The organism is Streptomyces sp. NPDC001507, assembly GCF_042894765.1.
Taxonomy (GTDB): Bacteria; Actinomycetota; Actinomycetes; order Streptomycetales; family Streptomycetaceae; genus Streptomyces.
The window spans coordinates 280444-299717 of sequence record NZ_JBIAVV010000008.1 but is presented as its reverse complement, the minus strand read 5'-3'; the positions used below and the strand labels follow the sequence as shown (position 1 = coordinate 299717).

At 72.0% G+C, this 19274-nt stretch carries 19 protein-coding genes; 12 read left to right on the top strand and 7 right to left on the bottom strand.

What is annotated here, in order from left to right; all coding sequences use genetic code 11:
* The first annotated feature begins 1 nt into the window (after position 1).
* From ACFY0K_RS26455 to ACFY0K_RS26435, 5 genes are all read left to right on the top strand, one after another.
* Entirely contained in the window at positions 2–1621 is a 1620-nt protein-coding gene (locus ACFY0K_RS26455; protein WP_390641932.1) for a sensor histidine kinase, read from the top strand.
* Positions 1618–2025, top strand: coding sequence for a roadblock/LC7 domain-containing protein (locus ACFY0K_RS26450; protein ID WP_046726726.1), 408 nt, complete (start codon positions 1618–1620; stop codon positions 2023–2025). Before ACFY0K_RS26455 ends, ACFY0K_RS26450 begins: the two co-directional genes overlap by 4 nt.
* Positions 2022–2450: a DUF742 domain-containing protein gene (locus tag ACFY0K_RS26445; RefSeq protein ID WP_351958898.1), complete on the top strand. Its 429-nt coding sequence runs from the start codon at positions 2022–2024 to the stop codon at positions 2448–2450. The genes ACFY0K_RS26450 and ACFY0K_RS26445 overlap by 4 nt, the downstream gene beginning before the upstream one ends.
* Positions 2431–3051, top strand: coding sequence for an ATP/GTP-binding protein (locus ACFY0K_RS26440; protein ID WP_382724094.1), 621 nt, complete (start codon positions 2431–2433; stop codon positions 3049–3051). Before ACFY0K_RS26445 ends, ACFY0K_RS26440 begins: the two co-directional genes overlap by 20 nt.
* 97 nt (positions 3052–3148) lie before the next feature.
* Positions 3149–4636, top strand: coding sequence for a cytochrome P450 (locus ACFY0K_RS26435; RefSeq protein ID WP_390641931.1), 1488 nt, complete (start codon positions 3149–3151; stop codon positions 4634–4636).
* Here the strand turns inward: ACFY0K_RS26435 and ACFY0K_RS26430 are convergent.
* Positions 4633–5589 carry an RluA family pseudouridine synthase gene (locus ACFY0K_RS26430; RefSeq protein ID WP_390641930.1) on the bottom strand — a complete coding sequence of 319 codons (957 nt, stop codon included), beginning with the start codon at positions 5587–5589 and terminating at the stop codon, positions 4633–4635. The two genes, ACFY0K_RS26435 and ACFY0K_RS26430, sit on opposite strands and share 4 nt — an antisense overlap.
* A gap of 107 nt (positions 5590–5696) precedes the next feature.
* Entirely contained in the window at positions 5697–7226 is a 1530-nt protein-coding gene (locus tag ACFY0K_RS26425) for an amino acid permease (protein ID WP_390641929.1), read from the bottom strand.
* Positions 7227–7436: 210 nt separating this feature from the next.
* Here ACFY0K_RS26425 and ACFY0K_RS26420 point away from each other — a divergent pair, with 210 nt between their 5' ends.
* The 3 genes from ACFY0K_RS26420 (at position 7437) to ACFY0K_RS26410 (ending at position 10024) form a co-directional block, all read left to right on the top strand.
* On the top strand, positions 7437–8069 hold the full coding sequence (locus ACFY0K_RS26420; protein ID WP_390641928.1) for a PadR family transcriptional regulator: 633 nt from the start codon (positions 7437–7439) through the stop codon (positions 8067–8069).
* 168 nt (positions 8070–8237) lie between these two features.
* Positions 8238–9251 carry an ATP-binding cassette domain-containing protein gene (locus tag ACFY0K_RS26415; protein ID WP_390641927.1) on the top strand — a complete coding sequence of 338 codons (1014 nt, stop codon included), beginning with the start codon at positions 8238–8240 and terminating at the stop codon, positions 9249–9251.
* Positions 9248–10024 (top strand): ABC transporter permease, encoded by a 777-nt coding sequence (locus ACFY0K_RS26410; protein ID WP_351958891.1) that lies wholly within the window; start codon positions 9248–9250, stop codon positions 10022–10024. The genes ACFY0K_RS26415 and ACFY0K_RS26410 overlap by 4 nt, the downstream gene beginning before the upstream one ends.
* Positions 10025–10099: 75 nt before the next feature.
* On the opposite strand, the gene ACFY0K_RS26405 is transcribed toward ACFY0K_RS26410, so the two are convergent.
* Together ACFY0K_RS26405 and ACFY0K_RS26400 are read right to left on the bottom strand one after the other, a co-directional pair.
* Positions 10100–10945 (bottom strand): siderophore-interacting protein, encoded by an 846-nt coding sequence (locus ACFY0K_RS26405; RefSeq protein WP_390641926.1) that lies wholly within the window; start codon positions 10943–10945, stop codon positions 10100–10102.
* A gap of 160 nt (positions 10946–11105) precedes the next feature.
* Positions 11106–12035 carry a 5'-3' exonuclease H3TH domain-containing protein gene (locus tag ACFY0K_RS26400; RefSeq protein WP_390642072.1) on the bottom strand — a complete coding sequence of 310 codons (930 nt, stop codon included), beginning with the start codon at positions 12033–12035 and terminating at the stop codon, positions 11106–11108.
* Positions 12036–12709: 674 nt separating this feature from the next.
* Here ACFY0K_RS26400 and ACFY0K_RS26395 point away from each other — a divergent pair.
* Both ACFY0K_RS26395 and ACFY0K_RS26390 read left to right on the top strand, forming a co-directional pair.
* Complete coding sequence (locus ACFY0K_RS26395) at positions 12710–13282, top strand: helix-turn-helix domain-containing protein (RefSeq protein ID WP_390641925.1); 573 nt, start codon at positions 12710–12712, stop codon at positions 13280–13282.
* Between the two features lie 82 nt (positions 13283–13364).
* A complete protein-coding gene (locus ACFY0K_RS26390; RefSeq protein ID WP_390641924.1) occupies positions 13365–14075 on the top strand; it encodes a helical backbone metal receptor in 711 nt (236 codons plus the stop codon).
* Here the strand turns inward: ACFY0K_RS26390 and ACFY0K_RS26385 are convergent.
* Positions 13987–15105: a TDT family transporter gene (locus tag ACFY0K_RS26385; protein WP_390641923.1), complete on the bottom strand. Its 1119-nt coding sequence runs from the start codon at positions 15103–15105 to the stop codon at positions 13987–13989. The genes ACFY0K_RS26390 and ACFY0K_RS26385 overlap by 89 nt on opposite strands.
* Positions 15106–15175: 70 nt before the next feature.
* Between ACFY0K_RS26385 and ACFY0K_RS26380 the strand changes: the two genes are divergently transcribed.
* Positions 15176–16096 carry a LysR family transcriptional regulator gene (locus ACFY0K_RS26380; protein ID WP_351958886.1) on the top strand — a complete coding sequence of 307 codons (921 nt, stop codon included), beginning with the start codon at positions 15176–15178 and terminating at the stop codon, positions 16094–16096.
* Positions 16097–16329: 233 nt separating this feature from the next.
* Here ACFY0K_RS26380 and ACFY0K_RS26375 read toward each other — a convergent pair whose 3' ends face one another.
* Positions 16330–17022 carry a gamma-glutamyl-gamma-aminobutyrate hydrolase family protein gene (locus tag ACFY0K_RS26375; protein WP_390641922.1) on the bottom strand — a complete coding sequence of 231 codons (693 nt, stop codon included), beginning with the start codon at positions 17020–17022 and terminating at the stop codon, positions 16330–16332.
* A gap of 59 nt (positions 17023–17081) precedes the next feature.
* Positions 17082–17816 carry a FadR/GntR family transcriptional regulator gene (locus tag ACFY0K_RS26370; RefSeq protein ID WP_181807830.1) on the bottom strand — a complete coding sequence of 245 codons (735 nt, stop codon included), beginning with the start codon at positions 17814–17816 and terminating at the stop codon, positions 17082–17084.
* A gap of 94 nt (positions 17817–17910) precedes the next feature.
* Between ACFY0K_RS26370 and ACFY0K_RS26365 the strand changes: the two genes are divergently transcribed.
* The gene (locus ACFY0K_RS26365; RefSeq protein ID WP_390641921.1) at positions 17911–19269 is read left to right on the top strand and encodes a glutamine synthetase family protein; all 1359 of its coding nucleotides are present in this window, start codon (positions 17911–17913) and stop codon (positions 19267–19269) included.
* The last annotated feature ends 5 nt before the right edge of the window (positions 19270–19274 follow it).

Genomic DNA, 19274 nt, shown 5'->3' with positions numbered 1-19274 from the left:
CATGGTGAGTGTGCAATCGCCTCCCGATGGCCGTGAACTTTCCCTGGCGCGCGTGCTGTTGCTGCCCGCCATACTGATGGCCGCGGCGACCGTCGCCGCCGTCGTCCTGGTGGCGGGGTCCGCCCGGATCGCCGTCGGCGTGTGCGGGGCCGTCGGCATGCTGCTGGTGCTCGCGACGGCGGCGGAAGCGGTGCGCCGCGGCCGCAGGCTCCAGGACGCCCGTGCCGAGCACGACCGTCACCGCGCGTATCTGGAACGGCGCCTCACCGCGAGCGAGGAAGAGATCGAGCACCTCGGCCGGGAGGTCTTCCCGACCGCGCTCTACCGGCTGAAGGCCGGCGAGTCACCCAAAGAGGTGGTGCGCCAGCTCTTCGACGTCGACCCGCGGATGCGCCACGCCCCCGAGTCGCAGCGCCGGCTGATCCGCATCATGCTCGACATCGTCGACGAGGAGGACCTCCAGCGCGACTCCCTGGAGCGCTCCTTCGTCAGCGTCGCCCGGCGCGTCCAGGCCATCGTCCACCAGCAGGCCCACGAACTGCGGGAGATGGAGGAGGACCACGGCCGCAACCCCGAGGTCTTCGACGACCTGCTGCGCATCGACCACGGCACCGCGCTGATCGGACGCCTGGCCGACTCGGTCTCCGTGCTCGGCGGCGGCCGGCCGGGCCGCCAGTGGCCCAACCCCGTCGCCCTCTACAGCGTGCTGCGCGGCGCCATGTCCCGGATCCTGGAGTACCGGCGCATCGAGCTGCACTCCATCTGCCAGGTCAACATCAAGGGCACCTCCGTCGAGCCGGTCATCCACGCGGCCGCCGAACTCCTCGACAACGCCACCCGCTACTCGCCGCCCTCCACCAAGGTGCACGTCACCGCCGTCGAGGTGCAGTCCGGCGTGTGCATCGAGATCGAGGACGCCGGCGTCACCCTCAACGAGGAGGCCCGCGACCGCCTGGAGGGCCTGCTGGAGAAGGCCAAGCAGGGCAAGGACATCCAGGTCCTCGGCGAGAACCCGCGCCTCGGCCTCTCGGTCGTCGGCCGCCTGTGCAAGACGTACAACATGGACGTCTCGCTGCGCGCCTCCGCGTACGGCGGGGTCCGGGCCGTCCTCATCGTGCCCAGCGACATGATGACCACCGACCCCGCCCCCGGCATCGCCCACGGCATCGGCGCCACCGGCATCCCCAAGCCCGAACTCGGCGCCCTCGAAGGCCCCAAGCGCCCGCCCAAGCGGCGCCGGCCCACCAGCCCCCGCATCCCCGCCGGGATCTCCATGGAGGACGACGTCCCCGAGGTCACCGAATGGACGGCGGGCGGTCTGCCGCAGCGGCGCAGCCGGATGAAGACGCCGCTCAGCCAGCGGATCGCCGAGCAGGCCGCCATCGAGCGCGCCGAACGCGAGGGCAACCCGACCATCTGGTCGCAGCACAAGGAGCCCGAACCCGAGCCGGAGCCCGAGCGCCGCGAGCCCGGCCTCTGGGTCGATGCCTTCTGGGAGGGGCTCAAGAAGAACAACCCGGGTGTCCACCCCACCGACTTCACCCGGAACCCCACCAAGTACCTGCATCTGATCAACGATCCGGCCGGCACCGAGGCCGACGACGAGGGGGACCTCAAGTGATCCAGCAGCGAGGCAACTTCGACTGGATGCTCAAGCAACTCGCCGACGGCGTACCGGGCGTCGAGATGATCGTCGTGCTCTCCGCCGACGGCCTGCGCATCGCCCGGCACGGCGGTGACCCCGACGCGGCCGACCGGCTCGCCGCGGCCTGCGCGGGCGTGCAGAGCCTGGCCGGCGCCGTCGCCCAGGAACTCCCCATCAGCAACGGCGACATGAACCTCGTCCTGATCGAGATCGACAGAGGCTACTTCTACCTCATGTCCGCCGGCGCCAACGCCTACCTCGCCGTGCTCGCCGACGTCACCTGCGAACCCGGCCGGATGAGCGAGATGATGCGCGACCTCGTCGTCCGCATCGGCGCCCACCTCACCAGTCCGCCCCGGCGGAACGGGCAGACCGTATGACTCCTCCGCAACGCAAACGGCGCCAACCCAGGCCGGAACTCGCTCCACCCCGAGTCCCGTCCGCGCCGCCGGCCCCCGAGAACGGCGGCGAGGACGAGGACAACAAGAACCCCGAACGGCTCTACGTCATCAGCGGTGCCGACGGCGCGCGGGCCGAACTCGACCTGGTCACCTTAATCGTGGCGCGCGCCGCCGCACCGCCCTCCGTCACCCCGGAGCAGGCGGCGCTGCTCCGGCTCTGTCTCGCCCCGCTCTCCGTGGCCGAGCTCTCGGCCTACCTCAACCTGCCGTTCAGCGCGATGACGGCACTGATCACCGAGCTGATCACGGCCGAACTGGTGCAGGCGCGCGCCCCGATCGTCCGCCAGGCGCTCCCCGACCGTTCACTTCTCGAAGCGGTGATGCATGGACTTCAAAAGCTCTGACACGATCCCCGGCCCCCGCACCGAGGACCATCTCCCGCACTCCGCGCAGGCCGCGGTGAAGATCGTGATCGTGGGCGGCTTCGGGGTCGGCAAGACCACCATGGTCGGTTCCGTCAGCGAGATCAGACCGCTGACCACCGAGGAGACCATGACCCAGGCCGGTATCGGGGTCGACGACAACTACGGCTCCGACTCCAAGACCGCCACCACCGTGGCCATGGACTTCGGCCGCATCAGCATCACCGACCAGCTGGTCCTCTACCTCTTCGGCACCCCCGGCCAGGAACGCTTCTGGTTCCTGTGGAACGGCCTGTTCGAAGGTGCCCTCGGTGCGGTCGTCCTCATCGACACCCGGCGCCTGGAGGTCAGCTTCGACGTGATGGGACGCCTGGAGGAGCGCGGCGTGCCGTTCGTCGTCGCCGTCAACTCCTTCCCGGACGCGCCCCGTTATCCCGTCGAGGAACTGCGCACCGCGCTGGACCTGCCCCCCGACGTCCCCATCATCGAGTGCGACGCCCGCCGCCGGGCCTCCAGCCGCGACGTCCTGATGACCCTGATGCGCTTCCTGCACTCGCTCGCCATGTCCGGCGCGCTCACCTGACACCCGGGCTCCCCCAGCCTCTGTCGAACTCCTTCGCATTCCTGCGCATTCCTACGCAGTCCTTCGAACTCTTTCGGATCTCCTCGGAGCGATCACTGTGACGCCTGAATCCCCCTTCCAGGCCGGCGCCAGCACGGACCCGGTCCCGCCGCCCGGCTGTCCCGCGCACGACCGCGGCCCCGGCGGACTGCAGCGGCTCTACGGCGCCGACGCGGACCACCTGGGCGAGCTGTACGAGAAGCTGCGCGAGGAACACGGTGCCGTGGCGCCCGTCCTGCTCCACGACGACGTGCCGATCTGGGTGGTCCTCGGGCTCACCGAGAACCTCCAGATGGTCCGCACCCCCGCCGTCTTCACCCGGGACAGCCGCATCTGGACCCCGCTGCGCGAGGGCATGGTCAAGCCCGACCACCCGCTCATGCCGCACATCGCCTGGCAGCCGATCTGCTCGCACGCCGAGGGCGACGAACACCTGCGGCTGCGGGCCGCGGTCCAGGGCGCCATGACCACCATCGACCACCGCAGCATCCGCCGCCTCATCGGCCGCTACACCCAGCTGCTGGTCAACGAGTTCTGCGAGAAGGGCCGCGCCGAACTGGTCTCCCAGTACTCCGAGCACCTGCCGATGGCGGTCATGTGCGAACTCCTCGGCATGCCAGAGGAGTACAACGACCGGATCGTGGAGGCCACCCGGGACGCGCTCAAGGGCACCGAGACCGCGATCGCCAGCAACGAGTACGTCATGGGCGCCCTGACCCGGCTCACCGCCCGCCGCCGGGCCCGCCCCGAGGACGACTTCGCCAGCCACCTCGTCAACCACCCGGCCGGACTCAACGACGACGAGGTCGCCCAGCACCTGCGGGTCGTCCTCTACGCCGCTTACGAGACCACCGCCAACCTCCTCGCCAACGCGCTGCGCATGGTCCTCACCGAGCCCGGCTTCCGCGCCCAGCTCAACGGCGGTCAGATGACCGTGCCGGAGGCGATCGAGCAGTCCCTGTGGGACGAGCCGCCCTTCAGTACCGTCTTCGCCTACTTCGCCAAGCAGGACACGGAACTCGGCGGCCAGCGCATCCGCAAGGGCGACGGACTGCTCTACGCGCCCGCGCCGGGCAACGTCGACCCGCGCGTCCGCCCCGACCTGAAGGCCAACATGCAGGGCAACCGCTCCCACCTCGCCTTCGGTGGCGGCCCGCACGAATGCCCCGGCCAGGACATCGGCCGTGCCATCGCCGACGTCGGCGTCGACCAGCTGCTGACCCGGCTCTCCGACATCCAGCTGGACTGCGAGGAGGAGGAGCTGCGCTGGCGCGCGTCGATCGCCTCCCGGCACCTGGTGGAACTGCCGGTGCGCTTCGACCCCAAGCCGAAGCAGGACGTCACCCTGATGCCGAGCCCGGCCCTCGTCCCTCCGCAGCGCACCGACTGGCAGGTCGGCATCCCCCGCCCGGCAGCACCGGAACCGATCCCCGCCCCTGTCCCCGCCCCCGAGCCCCAGCCGGCGCCGGTGGCCGTGTCCGCCTCCGAACCCGCCAGGCCCCGCGGCGTCTGGCCCAGGCTGCGCCGCTGGTGGCTGGGCCGCTAACGGACCCGGTCACCGGCCCACGCCTGGTACGACTCCCAGGCCTGCAGCGTCCGCCCGCTGCACAGCCGGTGCTCCACCCCCGTGACCGGATCGGTGAACTCAAGCCGCCGCGCCAGCAGTTGCAGCGGCCGCCGGAAGTCACCGTCCGGCACGGGGCCGGCCACGACCGGATACAGCGGATCGCCGAGGATCGGCACACCCAGCGCGCTCATGTGGACGCGCAGTTGATGGGTCTGGCCGGTGCGCGGGGTGAGCCGGTACCGCCCCAGGTCACCTCTGCGTTCGACCAGCTCGACGACCGTCTCGGCGTTGGGCTCCCCCTCGATCTCCCGTGCCGCCGGTACCCCGCGCTCCTTGAGGATCCGGCTGCGCACGGTCCGGGAAACGGCGAGCGAGGGGTCGTACGGCGCGATCGCCTCGTACTCCTTGCGCACCCGGCGCTCGCTGAACAGCGTCTGATACGCCCCCCGTTCCTCGGGCCGCACGGTGAACAGCACGAGCCCGGCCGTGAGCCGGTCCAGCCGGTGCGCCGCCCCCAGCGCGGGAATCCCCAGCTCCCGCCGCAACCGGGCCAGCGCGGTCTCGGTGACGTGACTGCCGCGGGGGGTGGTGGCGAGGAAGTGCGGCTTGTCCGCGACGACGAGGTGATCGTCCCGGTGGACGACTTCGAGGGGGAAGGGGACGGCGACCTCGGCGGGCAGGTCGCGGTGGAACCAGAGGTAGCGGCCGGGGGAGTAGGGGGCGTGGGCGGCGACGGGGTGTCCGTCGGCGCCCACGACGAGCCCTGAGTCCAGCATCGCGGCGACTTCGCCGGGGGCGGCTCCGGAGAGCCGTTCGATCAGATAGTCACCGACCGTGGCCCAGCCGTCGGAGAAGGGCAACCGGACCCGCACGGGGTCCACCCCCTGGCGCTGGGGGAGGGGAGAGGGTGGGGCTGCGGTCTTGCGTCTCATTTGCAGCCAAGGCTACGGGGACGCGCCCCGTCAGGGGCGCGGGGCTCTGTCGATATGCGGCTCCGCCGCGTGGGCGCGACCAGCCCCCGCCCGCCCGCACCCGACGACTACGCCACAGCCTCCGGCACGGCGACCGCGCTGCTGGACTCCGTCCGGGTAAGTCGCCAGACCGCACCCACCACAACCGTCACCGTCAAGAACAACACGGTGAACCACCGGAAGTACCAGTGCCCCCCACTGGGGTCGTACACGGCCCCCCGAGGCCACGCCAGATTCACGGTCATCGCAAGCCCGTACAGCAGCGCGACCACGTTCACCGGCACCCCCCACCGCCCCAGCGAGAACAGCGGCGCCCCGGTCTCGTCCGCCCCCTCGGCCCGGAACTCCCCGCGCAGCCGCCGCACCAGCAGCGGCCCGGTCACCATCGCGTACGCGAGGTACAGCATCACGATGCACGTGGTCCCGATCGCCAGGAACGCGTCCGGCGACGCGAAGTTGAGCAACAGCAGTACGGCGGCCAGCACCCCCACCACCACGGCCGGCGCCCCCGGCATCCCGGTGCGCGGATTCACCCGCGCCAGCCGCTCGGCGAACGGCAGCTGCCCGTCCCGCGCCATGGAGAACAGCATCCGGGAGGCCGCGGTCTGGATCGCCAGCGTCGCCACCGCGATGGCCACCACCACGTCGGCCAGCAGTACCCGGCCCACCCCGTCGCCGAGGCTGCTGGTGAGGACGTAGCTGAGCCCGTCGACCCCGAGGTGCCCGTCGGTCAGGCTGGGCGCGGCCAGCAGGCCGCCCAGGATGACCAGGCCGCCGAGCAGGCCCGCGGCGGTCAGCGCCGTGAGGATCGTGCGCGGCGCCGTGCGCCGCGGGTGGTGGGTCTCCTCGCTCATCTCGCCCGCGCTGTCGAAGCCGATCATCACGTAGGCGGCCGTGAACGAGCCGACCAGGAGGGCGCCCAGCAGACCGCCCTCGGCGGCCGTACCGGTGTGGAACGTGATGCCGGGGGAGCGCTTGGAGTGGGTGAGCAGCAGGACGATGATCAGTACCGCGCCGATGATCTCGGCGGTCACCCCGACCCGGTTGATCACGGACATCACCCGGTTGTCCATGATGTTCACGAGGGTGGTGAGCACCAGCAGGACGACGCCCAGCACGGCTGCGTTGGCGGCCCCGTCGGCCGAGGTCACCGCGGTGTCCGTGCCGATCAGCTGGAAGCCGGACCACAGCGCGGGCAGCACCATCTGGAGGGCGAGTGCGGCCGCCGCGACCACCACGACCTGCCCGATCACCATGATCCAGCCGGCGAACCAGCCGAAGGACGGGTTCGACAGGCGGGAGGACCACTGGTAGATGGCGCCGGAGATCGGGTAGCGGCCGGCCAGTTCGGCGAAGCACGCGGCCACCAGCAACTGGCCGACCAGGACGGCCGGCCAGGCCCAGAAGAAGACCGGGCCGCCGAAGGCGTACCCGAAGGCGAAGAACTGGAAGACGGTCGTCAGTACGGAGATGAAGGAGAACCCGGCGGCGAACGAGGCGTACCGGCCGAGGCTGCGATGCAGCTCCTGGCGGTAGCCGAACTCCTCCAGGGAGCGGTCGTCGGACTCCCTCAGGGAGTGGTCGTCGATGGTCGTCACGGCGGTACCTGCCTGTCAGGCCGATTTCCTGTCGGGCGACAGAAATTAGGGACGCGCTGTTTCGAAGGCGTCACACGGGCGTGTCCGGGGCGGTCCCAAGTCCTCACGTCCTTGCGTGATCGCTCCAGACGCGATACATCGTGTGTATTGACGTACGCCATGGGGACGCGATATGTTCGGCCACGGATATTCGGAAGCGGGGTGGTCGGCATGGCGGTGAAGCGGCGCAAGCTCAGCAATCCTCTGGCCCTCGTCGTGCTGACGACCCTCCTGCAGGGTCCGATGCACCCGTACGAGATCGCCCAGACCATGCGCCGTCAGGGCAAGGACACCAGCACCCGGATCAACTACGGCTCGCTCTACACGGTCATGCAGAACCTGGAGAAGCACGGCTTCGTCGAGGTGGCCGACGTGGAGCGGCAGGGCAACCGCCCGGAGCGCACGGTCTACGGCATCACCGACGCCGGGCGCGAGGAGATGATCCACTGGCTGTCCGACCTGATGGCCGTCCCGGTGAAGGAGTACCCGATCTTCGAGACGGCGCTCTCGTTGATGGGCGCCCTGCCGCCCGACGAGGTCGAGCGTCTGCTGGAGGACCGGCTCAGCACCCTGGAGGTCGAGGTCACCGGCGGCCGGGCCGTGCTGGAGAAGCTGCACGAGACACTGCCCCGACTGTTCGTCGTCGAGGTCGAATACCACCTGCACATGCTGGAAGCGCAGACCGAATGGGTCCGCGGCTTCGTGCGGGAGATGCAGGACGGTTCGCTGCCGGGCGTCGAGGAATGGCGCCGGTACCACGAGACCGGCGAAGTCCCGCCGGAGTTCACGGAGGCGGACCGGTAACAGAAACAGACCCCGGCGGAGCTGTTGCAGCAGCCCCGCCAGGGTCTCGAACCCCGAGCTGAACCCGCCGAGAGGCAGATCCGGGCGATCGAGGTGCGGCACACCCAGGATAGCCCGGTGCTCCTCAGGCGGATCAGCTGTCATCCGCTCATTCAGGAGAGCCCTGTCATGAACACCCGTGCGCCCGCAGTGCAGGCGCGCCAGCTGATCAAGACCTATCCCAACGACGTCACCGCGCTCAACGGCATGGACGTCACCGTCGAACCCGGCACCGTCTTCGGGCTCCTCGGGCCCAACGGCGCCGGCAAGTCCACCACTGTCAAGATCCTCACCACCCTGGCCCGCCCCGACTCCGGCACCGCCACCGTGGCCGGGCACGACGTGCTGCGCCACCCGGACCGGGTGCGCCGCGCGATCGGCGTGGTCGCCCAGAACTCCGGGGCCGACCCCGTCGCCACCGGGCGGGAGAACCTCCAGCTCCAGGGCAGGCTCTACGGCCTGCGCGGGGCCGCGCTGGACCGCCGGGTCGACGAGCTGCTGGACCGCTTCACCCTCACCGACGCCGCGGGCCGCCAGGTCAAGGGCTACTCCGGCGGCATGCGGCGCCGGCTCGACGTGGCCCTCGGCCTGGTCCACCGCCCCGAGGTGCTTTTCCTCGACGAGCCCACCACCGGTCTCGACCCCGAGGCGCGCACCGCGATGTGGGACGAGATCGGCCGGCTGGCCGGTCAGGAGGGCCTGACCATCCTGCTCACCACGCACTACCTGGAGGAGGCCGACCGGCTCGCCGAGCGGATCGCGATCGTCGACCGCGGCCGGGTCGTGGTCGAGGGCGCCCCGGACTCCCTCAAGGGCGAACTGCGCGGCGACGCCGTCCACGTGGAGCTGCGCGAGGCGCCCGGGGAAGCCGGCCGCACCCTGCTCACCGGCGCGCTGACCGGACTGCCGGGCGTGCGCGAGGCGCTGTTCGACGGGCGCCGGATCAGCGCCCGCGCCGACGACGGCGCGGCCGCGATGCCGGCGCTGCTGGCCGCCCTGGAGCGAGCCGGGGTGACCGTGGTCGCCGCGACCGTCGCCCGGCCCTCCCTCGACGACGTCTACCTGCGCTACGCCGGCCGTCGTTACGCCGACGCCGACACCGCCGGCTCCGGCTCCCTCGCCCTGGCCGGAGGTGCCCGATGAGCAACGCCGTCTCCCAGACCTGGTACATGACCCAGCGTCAGCTCGTGGTGTTCGCCCGGCAGCCCGCGTTCGCCGTCATCACCCTGATCCAGCCGGTGATCTGGCTGTTCCTGTTCGGCAACCTCTTCAGGAAGGTCGTCGAGCTGGGCGGCTTCGGCACCACCTCCTACCTCGACTACCTGGTGCCGGGCGTGGTCGTGATGAGCGCCCTCAGCTCCAACATGTGGGCGGGCATGGGCACTCTGGAGGAGATCCAGCGCGGCACCCTCAACCGCTTCCTGACCACACCGGTCAGCAGGGCCGCGCTGATGAACGGCAACGTGGTGAACAACGGCCTGGTCACCGCCGGCCAGTCGCTGATCATCGTGCTGCTCGGCCTGCTGGGCGGCGCCGACTACCCGGGCGGGATCGGCGGCGTGGCCGTCCTGCTGGTCTCCGCGGTACTGCTCGGCACGATCTTCGGGGCGCTGTCCAACGCGCTCGGCATGCTGGTGCGCGAGCGGGAGTCGATCATCGGGATCAACACCTTCCTGCTGCTCCCGCTGACCTTCCTGTCCAGCGCCTTCATGGCACCGTCCCAGATGCCCGGCTGGATGCGGCACATCGCCGACTTCAACCCGCTCAACTGGGCGATGGTGGCGAGCCGTTCGGCGCTGTCGGCGGACCCCGACTGGGGGGCGGTGCTCGGCCGCGGCGGGGCGCTGCTGGCGCTGGCGGTGGCGGCCGTGTGGCTGTCGATCAGGACATTCAGGTCGTACCAGCGGTCGGTGTGACCGGCACGCGGAACCGGCGGCCGGTGTGACCGGCAACGGGTGGCGGCACCTTCTCGTGAGGTGCCGCCAGTCGGCTCACGCGGCGGCGGCGTCGCCCTCCTGCTCCTCCTCGATCCGGGCGTTCCACTCCCGCTTGGAGGCCTGCCAGCCGTCCTCGTTGTGCCCGAGACGCCAGTAGCCGGAGATCGACAGGTCCTCGCGCGGGATCTGGCGCTCCACCCGCAGCAGCGCCCGCAGTTCCTTCACGAAGCTCGCCTCGCCGTGCACGAAGGCGTGCACCCGGCCCTCCGGGAAGTCCAGCGACCGTACGGCGGCGACCAGGGCCTCGCCGACCGGCCGTCCGCCCCGGTGCAGCCAGACGACCTCCACGTCGGAGTCGATCTTCTGCTCCTCCTCGGGGCTGGCGACCTCGACGAAGGCGAAGGCCTTCGCCCCGGCCGGCAGGGACTCCAGAGCACGGGCGATCGCGGGCAGCGCGCTCTCGTCACCGGCGAGCAGATGCCAGTCGGCCTCCGTGTCGGGGGCGTAGGCACCGCCGGGGCCCATGAAGCGCACGGTCTCGCCGGGTTGGACACGGCAGGCCCACGGCCCGGCCAGGCCCTCGTCGCCGTGCACCACGAAGTCCAGGGTCAGCTCCCGGTGTTCGGGATTCCAGGAGCGCACGGTGTAGGTCCGGGTCACCGGCCAGTGCTCACGGGGGAACTCGGCCCTGATCCGCTCCAGGTCGAAGGGCTCCGGATAGGTGACGCCCGCCGGCCCGAAGAGGAGTTTCACGTAGTGATCGGTGCAGGTGTCCGCGGCGAAACCGGCCAGCCCGTCACCGCCGAGGACCACGCGCTGCATGTGCGGGCTCAGCCGCTCGGTGCGCACCACCTGAGCGGAATGGGGCTTGCGCGGCTTACGTCCCGGGCGCTCTGCCATGACCGACCTCCCTGCTCAATGGTTAGGTTTACCTAAGTTAGCACCTCTTTCCCAGTGAACACCTCTTCCATGAACACTTCATGAGCGGCCTTTGCCGGAACAATTCCTCCGGGGATGCCCGCGGGGATGCCCGCGGGGATGCCCTCGGGGGGAGGCGTGGTCAGGCTTCCAGTGTCGCCAGCAGGCGGTTCAGTGAGCCACCCAGGCCCCAGCGGGCGGCGAGGGCGTCCAGGCGCGCCGGGGCCCGCGGGGACTTCGGCAGCGCCGTGTCGACCTCCGGCAGCGGTACGTCACCGGCGACCCGGACCACCTTCGGCGCCACGGCGACGTACGGCCGGGCCTCGTCCAGCCGCTTGCGCTGCGACGGCGTGAGCTTCGCCTTCGGATCGTCGACCGCAGCCATGATCCCGGCCAGGTCGCCGAACTCGGCGAGGAGCTTCGCGGCCGTCTTCTCGCCGATGCCGGGCACCCCGGGCAGCCCGTCGCTCGGGTCGCCGCGCAGCAGCGCCAGGTCGGCGTACCCGCCTCCGTCCACCCCGTACTTCTCGCGCAGCCACGCCTCGTCCGTCGTCTGCAGCGTGCCGACACCCTTCAGCGGGTACAGCACCCGCACCCCGCGCGCGTCGTCCACCAGCTGGTAGAGGTCGCGGTCGCCGGTGACGATGTCCACCGGGCCCGCCGCGCGTGCGGTGAAGGTGCCGATCACGTCGTCGGCCTCGTACCCGGCGACTCCGACCCGGGCGATGCCGAGCGCGTCCAGTACCTCCTCGATGACCGGCACCTGCGGGGAGAGGGTGTCCGGCACCTCCTCCTCGTCCGGTCCCGTCTCGCGCTCCTCGGCGACCCGGTGCGCCTTGTACGAGGGGATGAGGTCGACCCGCCACTGCGGCCGCCAGTCCGCGTCCATGCAGGCCACCAGCAGGTCCGGCCGGTGGTCCTTGACCAGCCGGTCGATGAAGTCCAGCAGCCCGCGCACGGCGTTCACCGGCGTGCCGTCCGGCGCCTTCACGGAGTCCGGGACGCCGAAGTAGGCGCGGAAGTACAGCGAGGCGGTGTCGAGAAGCATCAGTCGTGCGGTCACGCCAGGCATCATGCCGTACGGCACCGACAGCGACCGTCCGGTGCGGCGGCCCTCGTCCACGAAAAGGATCCGGCCAACCACATAGCGCTACGGCACTGCCCAAGCCTTTCCGTCCTGCCGCCGGATCGGCCGACCGTGCGTTCGACGCGCCGCCACCCCGTCCACGCGCGCCGAGGTCACCCCCCGACCTCGTCGGGGTATCCCGAGGCACCGTGGAGCGGGCCGCAACTCCGGTGCACCCCGCGGGACTTGCTCGTCCGGCGGACGCGCCCGGAGCACCGCGCCGAACAGGCACTCCTCGACCGGGGCGCCGCCGGGAACATCGGCGACCGCTCGCGCATTGAGCCCTTGGGGTGTCCCCGCGTCCTGACAGGGCGCGTACCCCCGGCGGCAGCCGCGCCTTCGCCGGTCCGTCGGCCGCACTGCTGACCGATCCGACGGCCGTCCGGCCCGCCCGGTCAGCGTGTTCATTCCGGAGGAGGAGCCCGCGCCCGGTGAGTCCGGCGGGCTCGTGCACTGGCGCGAACTGTGAGGGTCGCACTCACCGGACGTGACAGGGATGTGACGGCCGCCTGAAACGGTTTGCCGAACATGCGTAGGGTGCAGAGAACCCATCAGGAGGGGTCCGGTCCAAGCCGGGCACCCGGAGGACGGAACGACGAGCGAAGGAGGGAGCCGGAGCGATGGGCGACCACAAAGACCAGCAGCCCGTGCGGGTGGGCGCGGCAGTCCGGCGGCGCCGCCGTGCGCTGGAGCTCACCCTCGCCGTCGTGGCCGAACGCAGCGGCCTGTCGGTGCCCTTCCTGAGCCAGGTCGAGAACGACAGGGCCCGCCCCAGCCGCACCTCCCTGGAGAAGCTCGCCGACGCCCTGCGCACCACGGCCGTCGAACTCCTCGCCGCCGCCGACCCCGCGTGCAGTGTCGACGTCGTGCGCGCCGACGACGCCTCCGGGCCGGACTTCGCGCCCCGGGTACGTTCCCTGGTCCGCGGCCACCACCAGCTGCACGCCTCGGAATTCACCGGCGACCACGAAGCAGGCCGCGAATTCCAGCACCGCAACGACGAGTTGATGTACGTCGCCGACGGCGCCGTGGAGGTCGAGGCCGAGGGCCGCGCCTACCGCCTGGGCCGCGGCGACACCCTCTACCTCACCGGCGGAGTCCGCCACCGCTGGCGCGCGACGGTCCCGGACACCCGGGTCGTCGTGGTCGCGGTGGCGGAACACATCGAGGCAGTCCACGATCGCCAGCGCTGACATCCCCCGTACTGAAGCGCCCCACAAGGGGCGCGGGGAACTGCGCGCGCAACCACAACGGACCGACAGAGGACCACGGCGCGTGGTCTCCCTGGTCCCCTCCCTCACCGAGGCAATCGCAGAAACGCTCCCTGAAGTCCTCGTCGGCGTCACCGACTGGTGCACCCACCCCGCCGGCCTCGACCTCCCCCGCATCGGCGGCACCAAGAACCCCGCCCTCGACCGCGTCCTCGCCCTCACCCCCGACCTGGTGATCGCCAACGAGGAGGAGAACCGCGCCCCCGACCTGGACGCCCTGCGCACCGCCGGCGTGGAGGTCCTGGTCACGGAGGTACGGGACGTGCCACAGGCCTTCCGCGAGCTGGCCCGGATGCTGGCCGCGTGCGGGGCGAACGGCCGCCCTCGCTGGCTGGACGAGGCGGAGCAGGCGTGGTCGGCACCGCTGCCCGAGCCCCTTGCCACGGCGGTCGTACCGATCTGGCGGCGGCCGTGGACGGTCCTGGGCAGGGACACCTTCGCGGGTGACGTGCTGGCCAGGCTCGGCGTGCGCAACCTCTTCGGGAACCACCCCGAGCGCTACCCCCGCATCCCGCTCGATGGACTCCGCGACGCGGGCCCCGACCTGGTCGTCCTCCCGGACGAGCCCTACCGCTTCACCGCCGCCGACGGCCCGGAGGCGTTCCCCGGGCTGCCGTGCGCGCTGCTCAGCGGACGGCACCTGACGTGGTATGGACCGTCACTGGCCGAGGCGCCGCGGGTGCTGGGCGAGGCGCTGCGAGCAGCTCTCCGCTGAGCAGCCCGCGTACGGTGCCGGAGGCGGCCGCGAGCCAGCCGGCGACGAGCAGGCCGTACAGCCCCACCGCCAGCCAGTGGTAGCCGGCGAACCCGGTGTGGCGCCCGAGCGCGGCGGCGCCCGTGACGCACGTGCCCACCGGGAAGGTGAAGGCCCACCACGTCATGGCGAACCGCATCCCGTGCCGCCGGGCCCGCACCACGTGCGCGGCCGCCAGCGCCAGCCACAGGAGGGCGAACCCCATGACCGGAACGCCGTACAGCACGGCGAGGAGAGCGAAGCCGGCCGCGTACGGCGCCGGTACGACCCCCGGGGCGAGGTCCGCGAAGGCACCGACCGCCGTCGTGGACTGCCCGAGCGGGCCCAGCACCAGGAAGACCATCGGCGTCAGCGCGAGCGGCAGCGGGCCGCCGGTGACCATCCGGGCGAAGACGAGCGTCAGCATCAGCAGCGTGGCCAGCAGGCTCAGCCCGAAGAGTGCGAAGCAGCCGTAGAGCAGGGCCTCGCGCGGCTGCCCGGGCGGCAGATGCGGGACCAGCTGCGGGCCCACCGCGGCCGACACCATCGGCGCCACCAGCGGCAGCAGCCAGGCCGGCGAGGCCTGACCGGGCTCGACCCGGTGCCGTACGGCCAGCAGGTACGGCACGGCGACGGCGGCCACGAGTCCCACGGCGGTACCGGCGACGAACAGCACGGAGTCGAGCGCGACGGCGGCCGGCTCACCGATCCAGTCCTGCCCGAGGGCGAGGGCACCGGCGCCGACGGCGAGCAGCGCCATCGCCAGGCAGCCGTAGAAGGGGGCGACCGCGGGGTCGCGAAGGCCGGCGAGGGCCTGGTCGCGGTGGTGGGCCCAGTGCAGGGCACGGGCGACCAGCAGGACCAGGAGCTGCAGCAGGGACAGCGCCCAGACGCCGGTGAGGAGCTCGCGCGGGCCGTCGGTGCCGAGCGCGGCGCCGCCGAGGGCGAGGGCCGCGGTGCCCATGACGGACGCGTACCAGTTGGGGCCGAGATGCCGGACTGCGGTGACCATGGCTCCACGGTCCCGCCGCTTCGGGACCGCGACCAGGGAGTCCGCTTCTATGGGGACATAAGCTGGTCTTATGAGCGAGACGGAGGAACGGTCGGGCGGCGGCACACTGGCGCACCGGGTGCCGGACCTCGGCGCGCTGGAGCTGCTGCTGGCGGTGGCGCGGCTGGGCAGCCTGGGGGCGGCCGCGCGGGAGGTCGGCATCACCCAGCCGGCGGCCAGTAGCCGCATCCGGTCCATGGAGCGGCAGCTGGGCGTGGCCCTGGTCGACCGCTCACCGCGCGGCTCCCGGCTCACCGACGCGGGGGCGCTGGTGACCGACTGGGCGCGGCGGGTGGTGGAGGCGGCGGAGGCCTTCGACGCGGGGACCCAGGCGCTCCGGGACCGGCGGGACTCGCGGCTGCGGGTCGCGGCGAGCATGACCATCGCCGAGTACCTGCTCCCCGGCTGGCTGCTCGCGCTGCGCGCCCAGCGCCCCGACACGGCGGTGTCCCTGCTCGCCGGCAACTCGGCGGCGGTGGCGGAACGGCTGCTCGCGGACGAGGCGGACCTCGGCTTCGTGGAGGGCCTGACGGTCCCGCACGGCCTGGACTCGGCGGTGATAGCCCACGACCGGCTGATCGTCGTGGTCGCCCCCGCCCACCCCTGGGCCCGCCGCCGGCGCCCGCTCGCCGCGGCGGAACTGGCGGCGACCCCGCTGATCCTGCGCGAACGCGGCTCCGGCACCCGCCAGGTCCTCGACGTCGCGCTGGGCGGCCTGGCCCGCCCGCTGATCGAACTGTCCTCGACCACGGCGGTGAAGGCGTCGGCGGTCAGCGGCGCGGGCCCCGCGGTCCTCAGCGAACTGGCGGTGGGCGAGGAGCTGTCGATGCGGCGGCTGGTCAGCATCCCGCTGGAGGGCATCGCCCTCCGCCGCGACCTACGAGCCGTCTGGCCGACCGGCCACCGCCCGACCGGCCCGGCCCGCGACCTGCTGACCCTGACCCGCACCTGACCCCCAGGGGGCTCCGCCCCCTGCACCCCCGGTTCCCTTGCCCACCCACCACCAGACTCGCTTTCTCGAGAGGGGGAGCTGGAGAGTGGACCGCAGCCCGTCCGGCGTTTGAGGACGAGGCCGTTCAGGCCGATGCGGGGGGCCGGGGGCGGCAGCCCCCGGGGCGGGCGGTCGAAGGGGGGCCACCCCCTGGGGGACGGGACGGGTAGGGGCGGCGGGGGCGAGAACTCCCCTCAGGACCCCGACGCGGCCGCGACCAGCGCTCGCATCACCCGCAGATCCTCCCCCATCTCCGGATGCCACTGCACCCCGAGGACCCACCCGTGCCCGGCGGGCAGTTCGACCGCCTCGACCGTGCCGTCCGCCGCGTACGCCGACGCCACGAGCCCCGCGCCGAGGCGGTCCACCGCCTGGTGGTGGAAGGTCGGGACCGACGCCTCCTCCGGAACCGTCCCGGCGTACAGGGTGCCGGGGACCGGCTTGACCGGATGGCGGCCGAACACCCCCGGCACCTCCGCATGCCCGTCGATGTGCTGCACCAGCGTGCCGCCCAACGCGACGTTCAGCAGCTGCATGCCCCGGCAGATCCCGAGCAGCGGTACCCCCGCGCCCAGCGCCGCGTCGATCAGGGCCAGCTCCCAGGCGTCCCGGACCCGGGCGGGGCGGCCGGTCCGGGGACCGGGCTCGGCGCCGTAACGGACCGGCTCCACGTCCGGGCCGCCCGCGATCACCAGGCCGTCCAGCCGGGCCACCGTCGCCGCCGCATGCTCCGGGGCGTCCGGCGGCAGCATCGCCGCCAGGCCGCCCGCCCGCTGCACCAGGCGCGGGTAGCCGGCCGGCAGCAGGGCCGCCTCCAGCTCCCAGACACCCCAGCGGGCCCCGGCCTCCAGGTACGTGCTCACGCCGATCAGCGGCCGTCCGGTCATGGACCCCTCCCGAGTCACAAAGGTGTGCGCGAATACCTTTATGACATGGGCAGGTCCCGTTACGCCAGAAAGCCCCGCAGCAGCGCCGCCGTCCCCGCGCAGTGCTCCCGCATCATCTCCCGCGCGCCGTCCGCGTCCCCGTCCAGCACCGCCTCCACCAGCGCGATGTGCTGGCGCTGCGAGTGCTCCAGGTTGCGGACCAGGAGCGGGATGCAGTCCAGGAGGTCGTTGACCGTGGCCCGTACCGCCGCGTACTGGGCGGTCAGGGAGGGGGAGCCGCACAGTTCGGCGATCGTGAGGTGGAGCAGGGTGTCGAGGCGGCGGTAGTCGGCCAGCGGTGCCTCGTGGGTGCGGGCCAGCGCCTCGCGGAGGCGGAGCGCCTGCTCGCCGGTCAGGCCGTGCGCCGCGCACAGGCCCGCCGCGCCCACCTCCAGGACCTCCCGGAAGCGCAGCACGTCCTCGATGTCGACCTCGGTGATCCGGCGCCGCAGCTCGTCCTCGCCGCCGGCGTCCGTGCGCGGCAACACGAACGTCCCGCCGTAGCGCCCGCGCCGGGACTCCACCAGCCCCTGGTCCTGGAGCACCTTCAGGACCTCGCGCAGCGTCACCCGGCTGATCCCGAGCCGCTCCGCCAGCACCCGCTCGGCGGGCAGCCGCTCGCCGCCCGGGACCAGGCCCAGCCGGACCACCTGCAGGATCTGCTCCAGCGCCTCCTCGAAGCCGTTGCCCGCCCGCACCGGTCGCAGCACCGGCGTCAACGGGTCGTCGAGGGCGCCGTCCGCGTCCAGCGACATGTGGCCGTACCCCCTTCCCAAGCAATGGTTCTCTTCAATACCTTAGAGCTCCCCGCCCGGCCGCAGCAGCACATCGCCAGTCGAAGGAGCTCCCGTGGCAGACCGCACACCCCCGCTGAGCGTCGAGGAGCTGCACACCCTCGTCGCGAGCGGTGAGATCGACACTGTCGTCCTGGCCTTCCCCGACATGCAAGGGCGGCTGCAGGGCAAGCGGTTCGCCGCCCGGTTCTTCCTCGACGAGGTCCTGCGCCACGGCACCGAGGGCTGCAACTACCTCCTCGCCGTCGACACCGAGATGAACACCGTCGACGGCTACGCCATGTCCTCCTGGGACCGCGGCTACGGCGACTTCGCCATGCACCCGGACCTCTCCACCCTCCGCCGCGTGCCGTGGAACGCGGGCACGGCGATGCTCATCGCCGACCTCGCCTGGAACGACGGCTCCCCGGTCGTCGCCGCGCCCCGGCAGATCCTCCGCCGCCAGCTGGAGCGCCTCGCCGAACTCGGCTACACCGCACAGGTCGGTACGGAGCTGGAGTTCATCGTGTTCAAGGACACCTACGAGGCGGCCTGGGACGCCAACTACCGGGGGCTGACCCCGGTCAACCAGTACAACATCGACTACTCGGTGCTCGGGACCGGCCGGATCGAGCCGCTGCTGCGCCGGATCCGCAACGAGATGGCGGGCGCCGGCCTGACCGTCGAGTCCGCCAAGGGCGAGTGCAACCCCGGGCAGCACGAGATCGCCTTCCGCTACGACGAGGCCCTGGTCACCTGCGACCAGCACGCCATCTACAAGACCGGTGCCAAGGAGATCGCCGCCCAGGAGGGCGTCTCGCTCACCTTCATGGCCAAGTACAACGAGCGGGAGGGCAACTCCTGCCACATCCACCTGTCGCTGACGGACGCGGACGGCCGCAATGTGTTCGCCGACGGGCCCGGCATGTCCGACGTGATGCGGCACTTCCTCGCCGGACAGCTCGCCGCCCTCCGCGACTTCTCGCTCCTCTACGCCCCCAACATCAACAGCTACAAGCGGTTCCAGCCGGGCTCCTTCGCGCCGACCGCCGTCGCCTGGGGCCAGGACAACCGCACCTGTGCGCTGCGCGTCGTCGGCCACGGCCGCTCGCTGCGCTTCGAGAACCGGCTGCCCGGCGGCGACGTCAACCCGCACCTCGCCGTGGCAGGTCTGATCGCGGCCGGGCTGTACGGCATCGAGCAGCGGCTGGAACTGCCCGAGGCCTGCCCCGGCAACGCCTACACCGCCGACTTCGCACACGTCCCGACCACCCTGCGCGAGGCCGCCGAGCTCTGGGAGAACAGCCCCGTCGCGAAAGCCGCCTTCGGGGACGAGGTCGTCGCGCACTACCGGAACATGGCCCGCGTCGAGCTGGCGGCCTTCGACGCCGCGGTGACCGACTGGGAGCTGCGCCGCTCCTTCGAACGCATGTGAGGCAC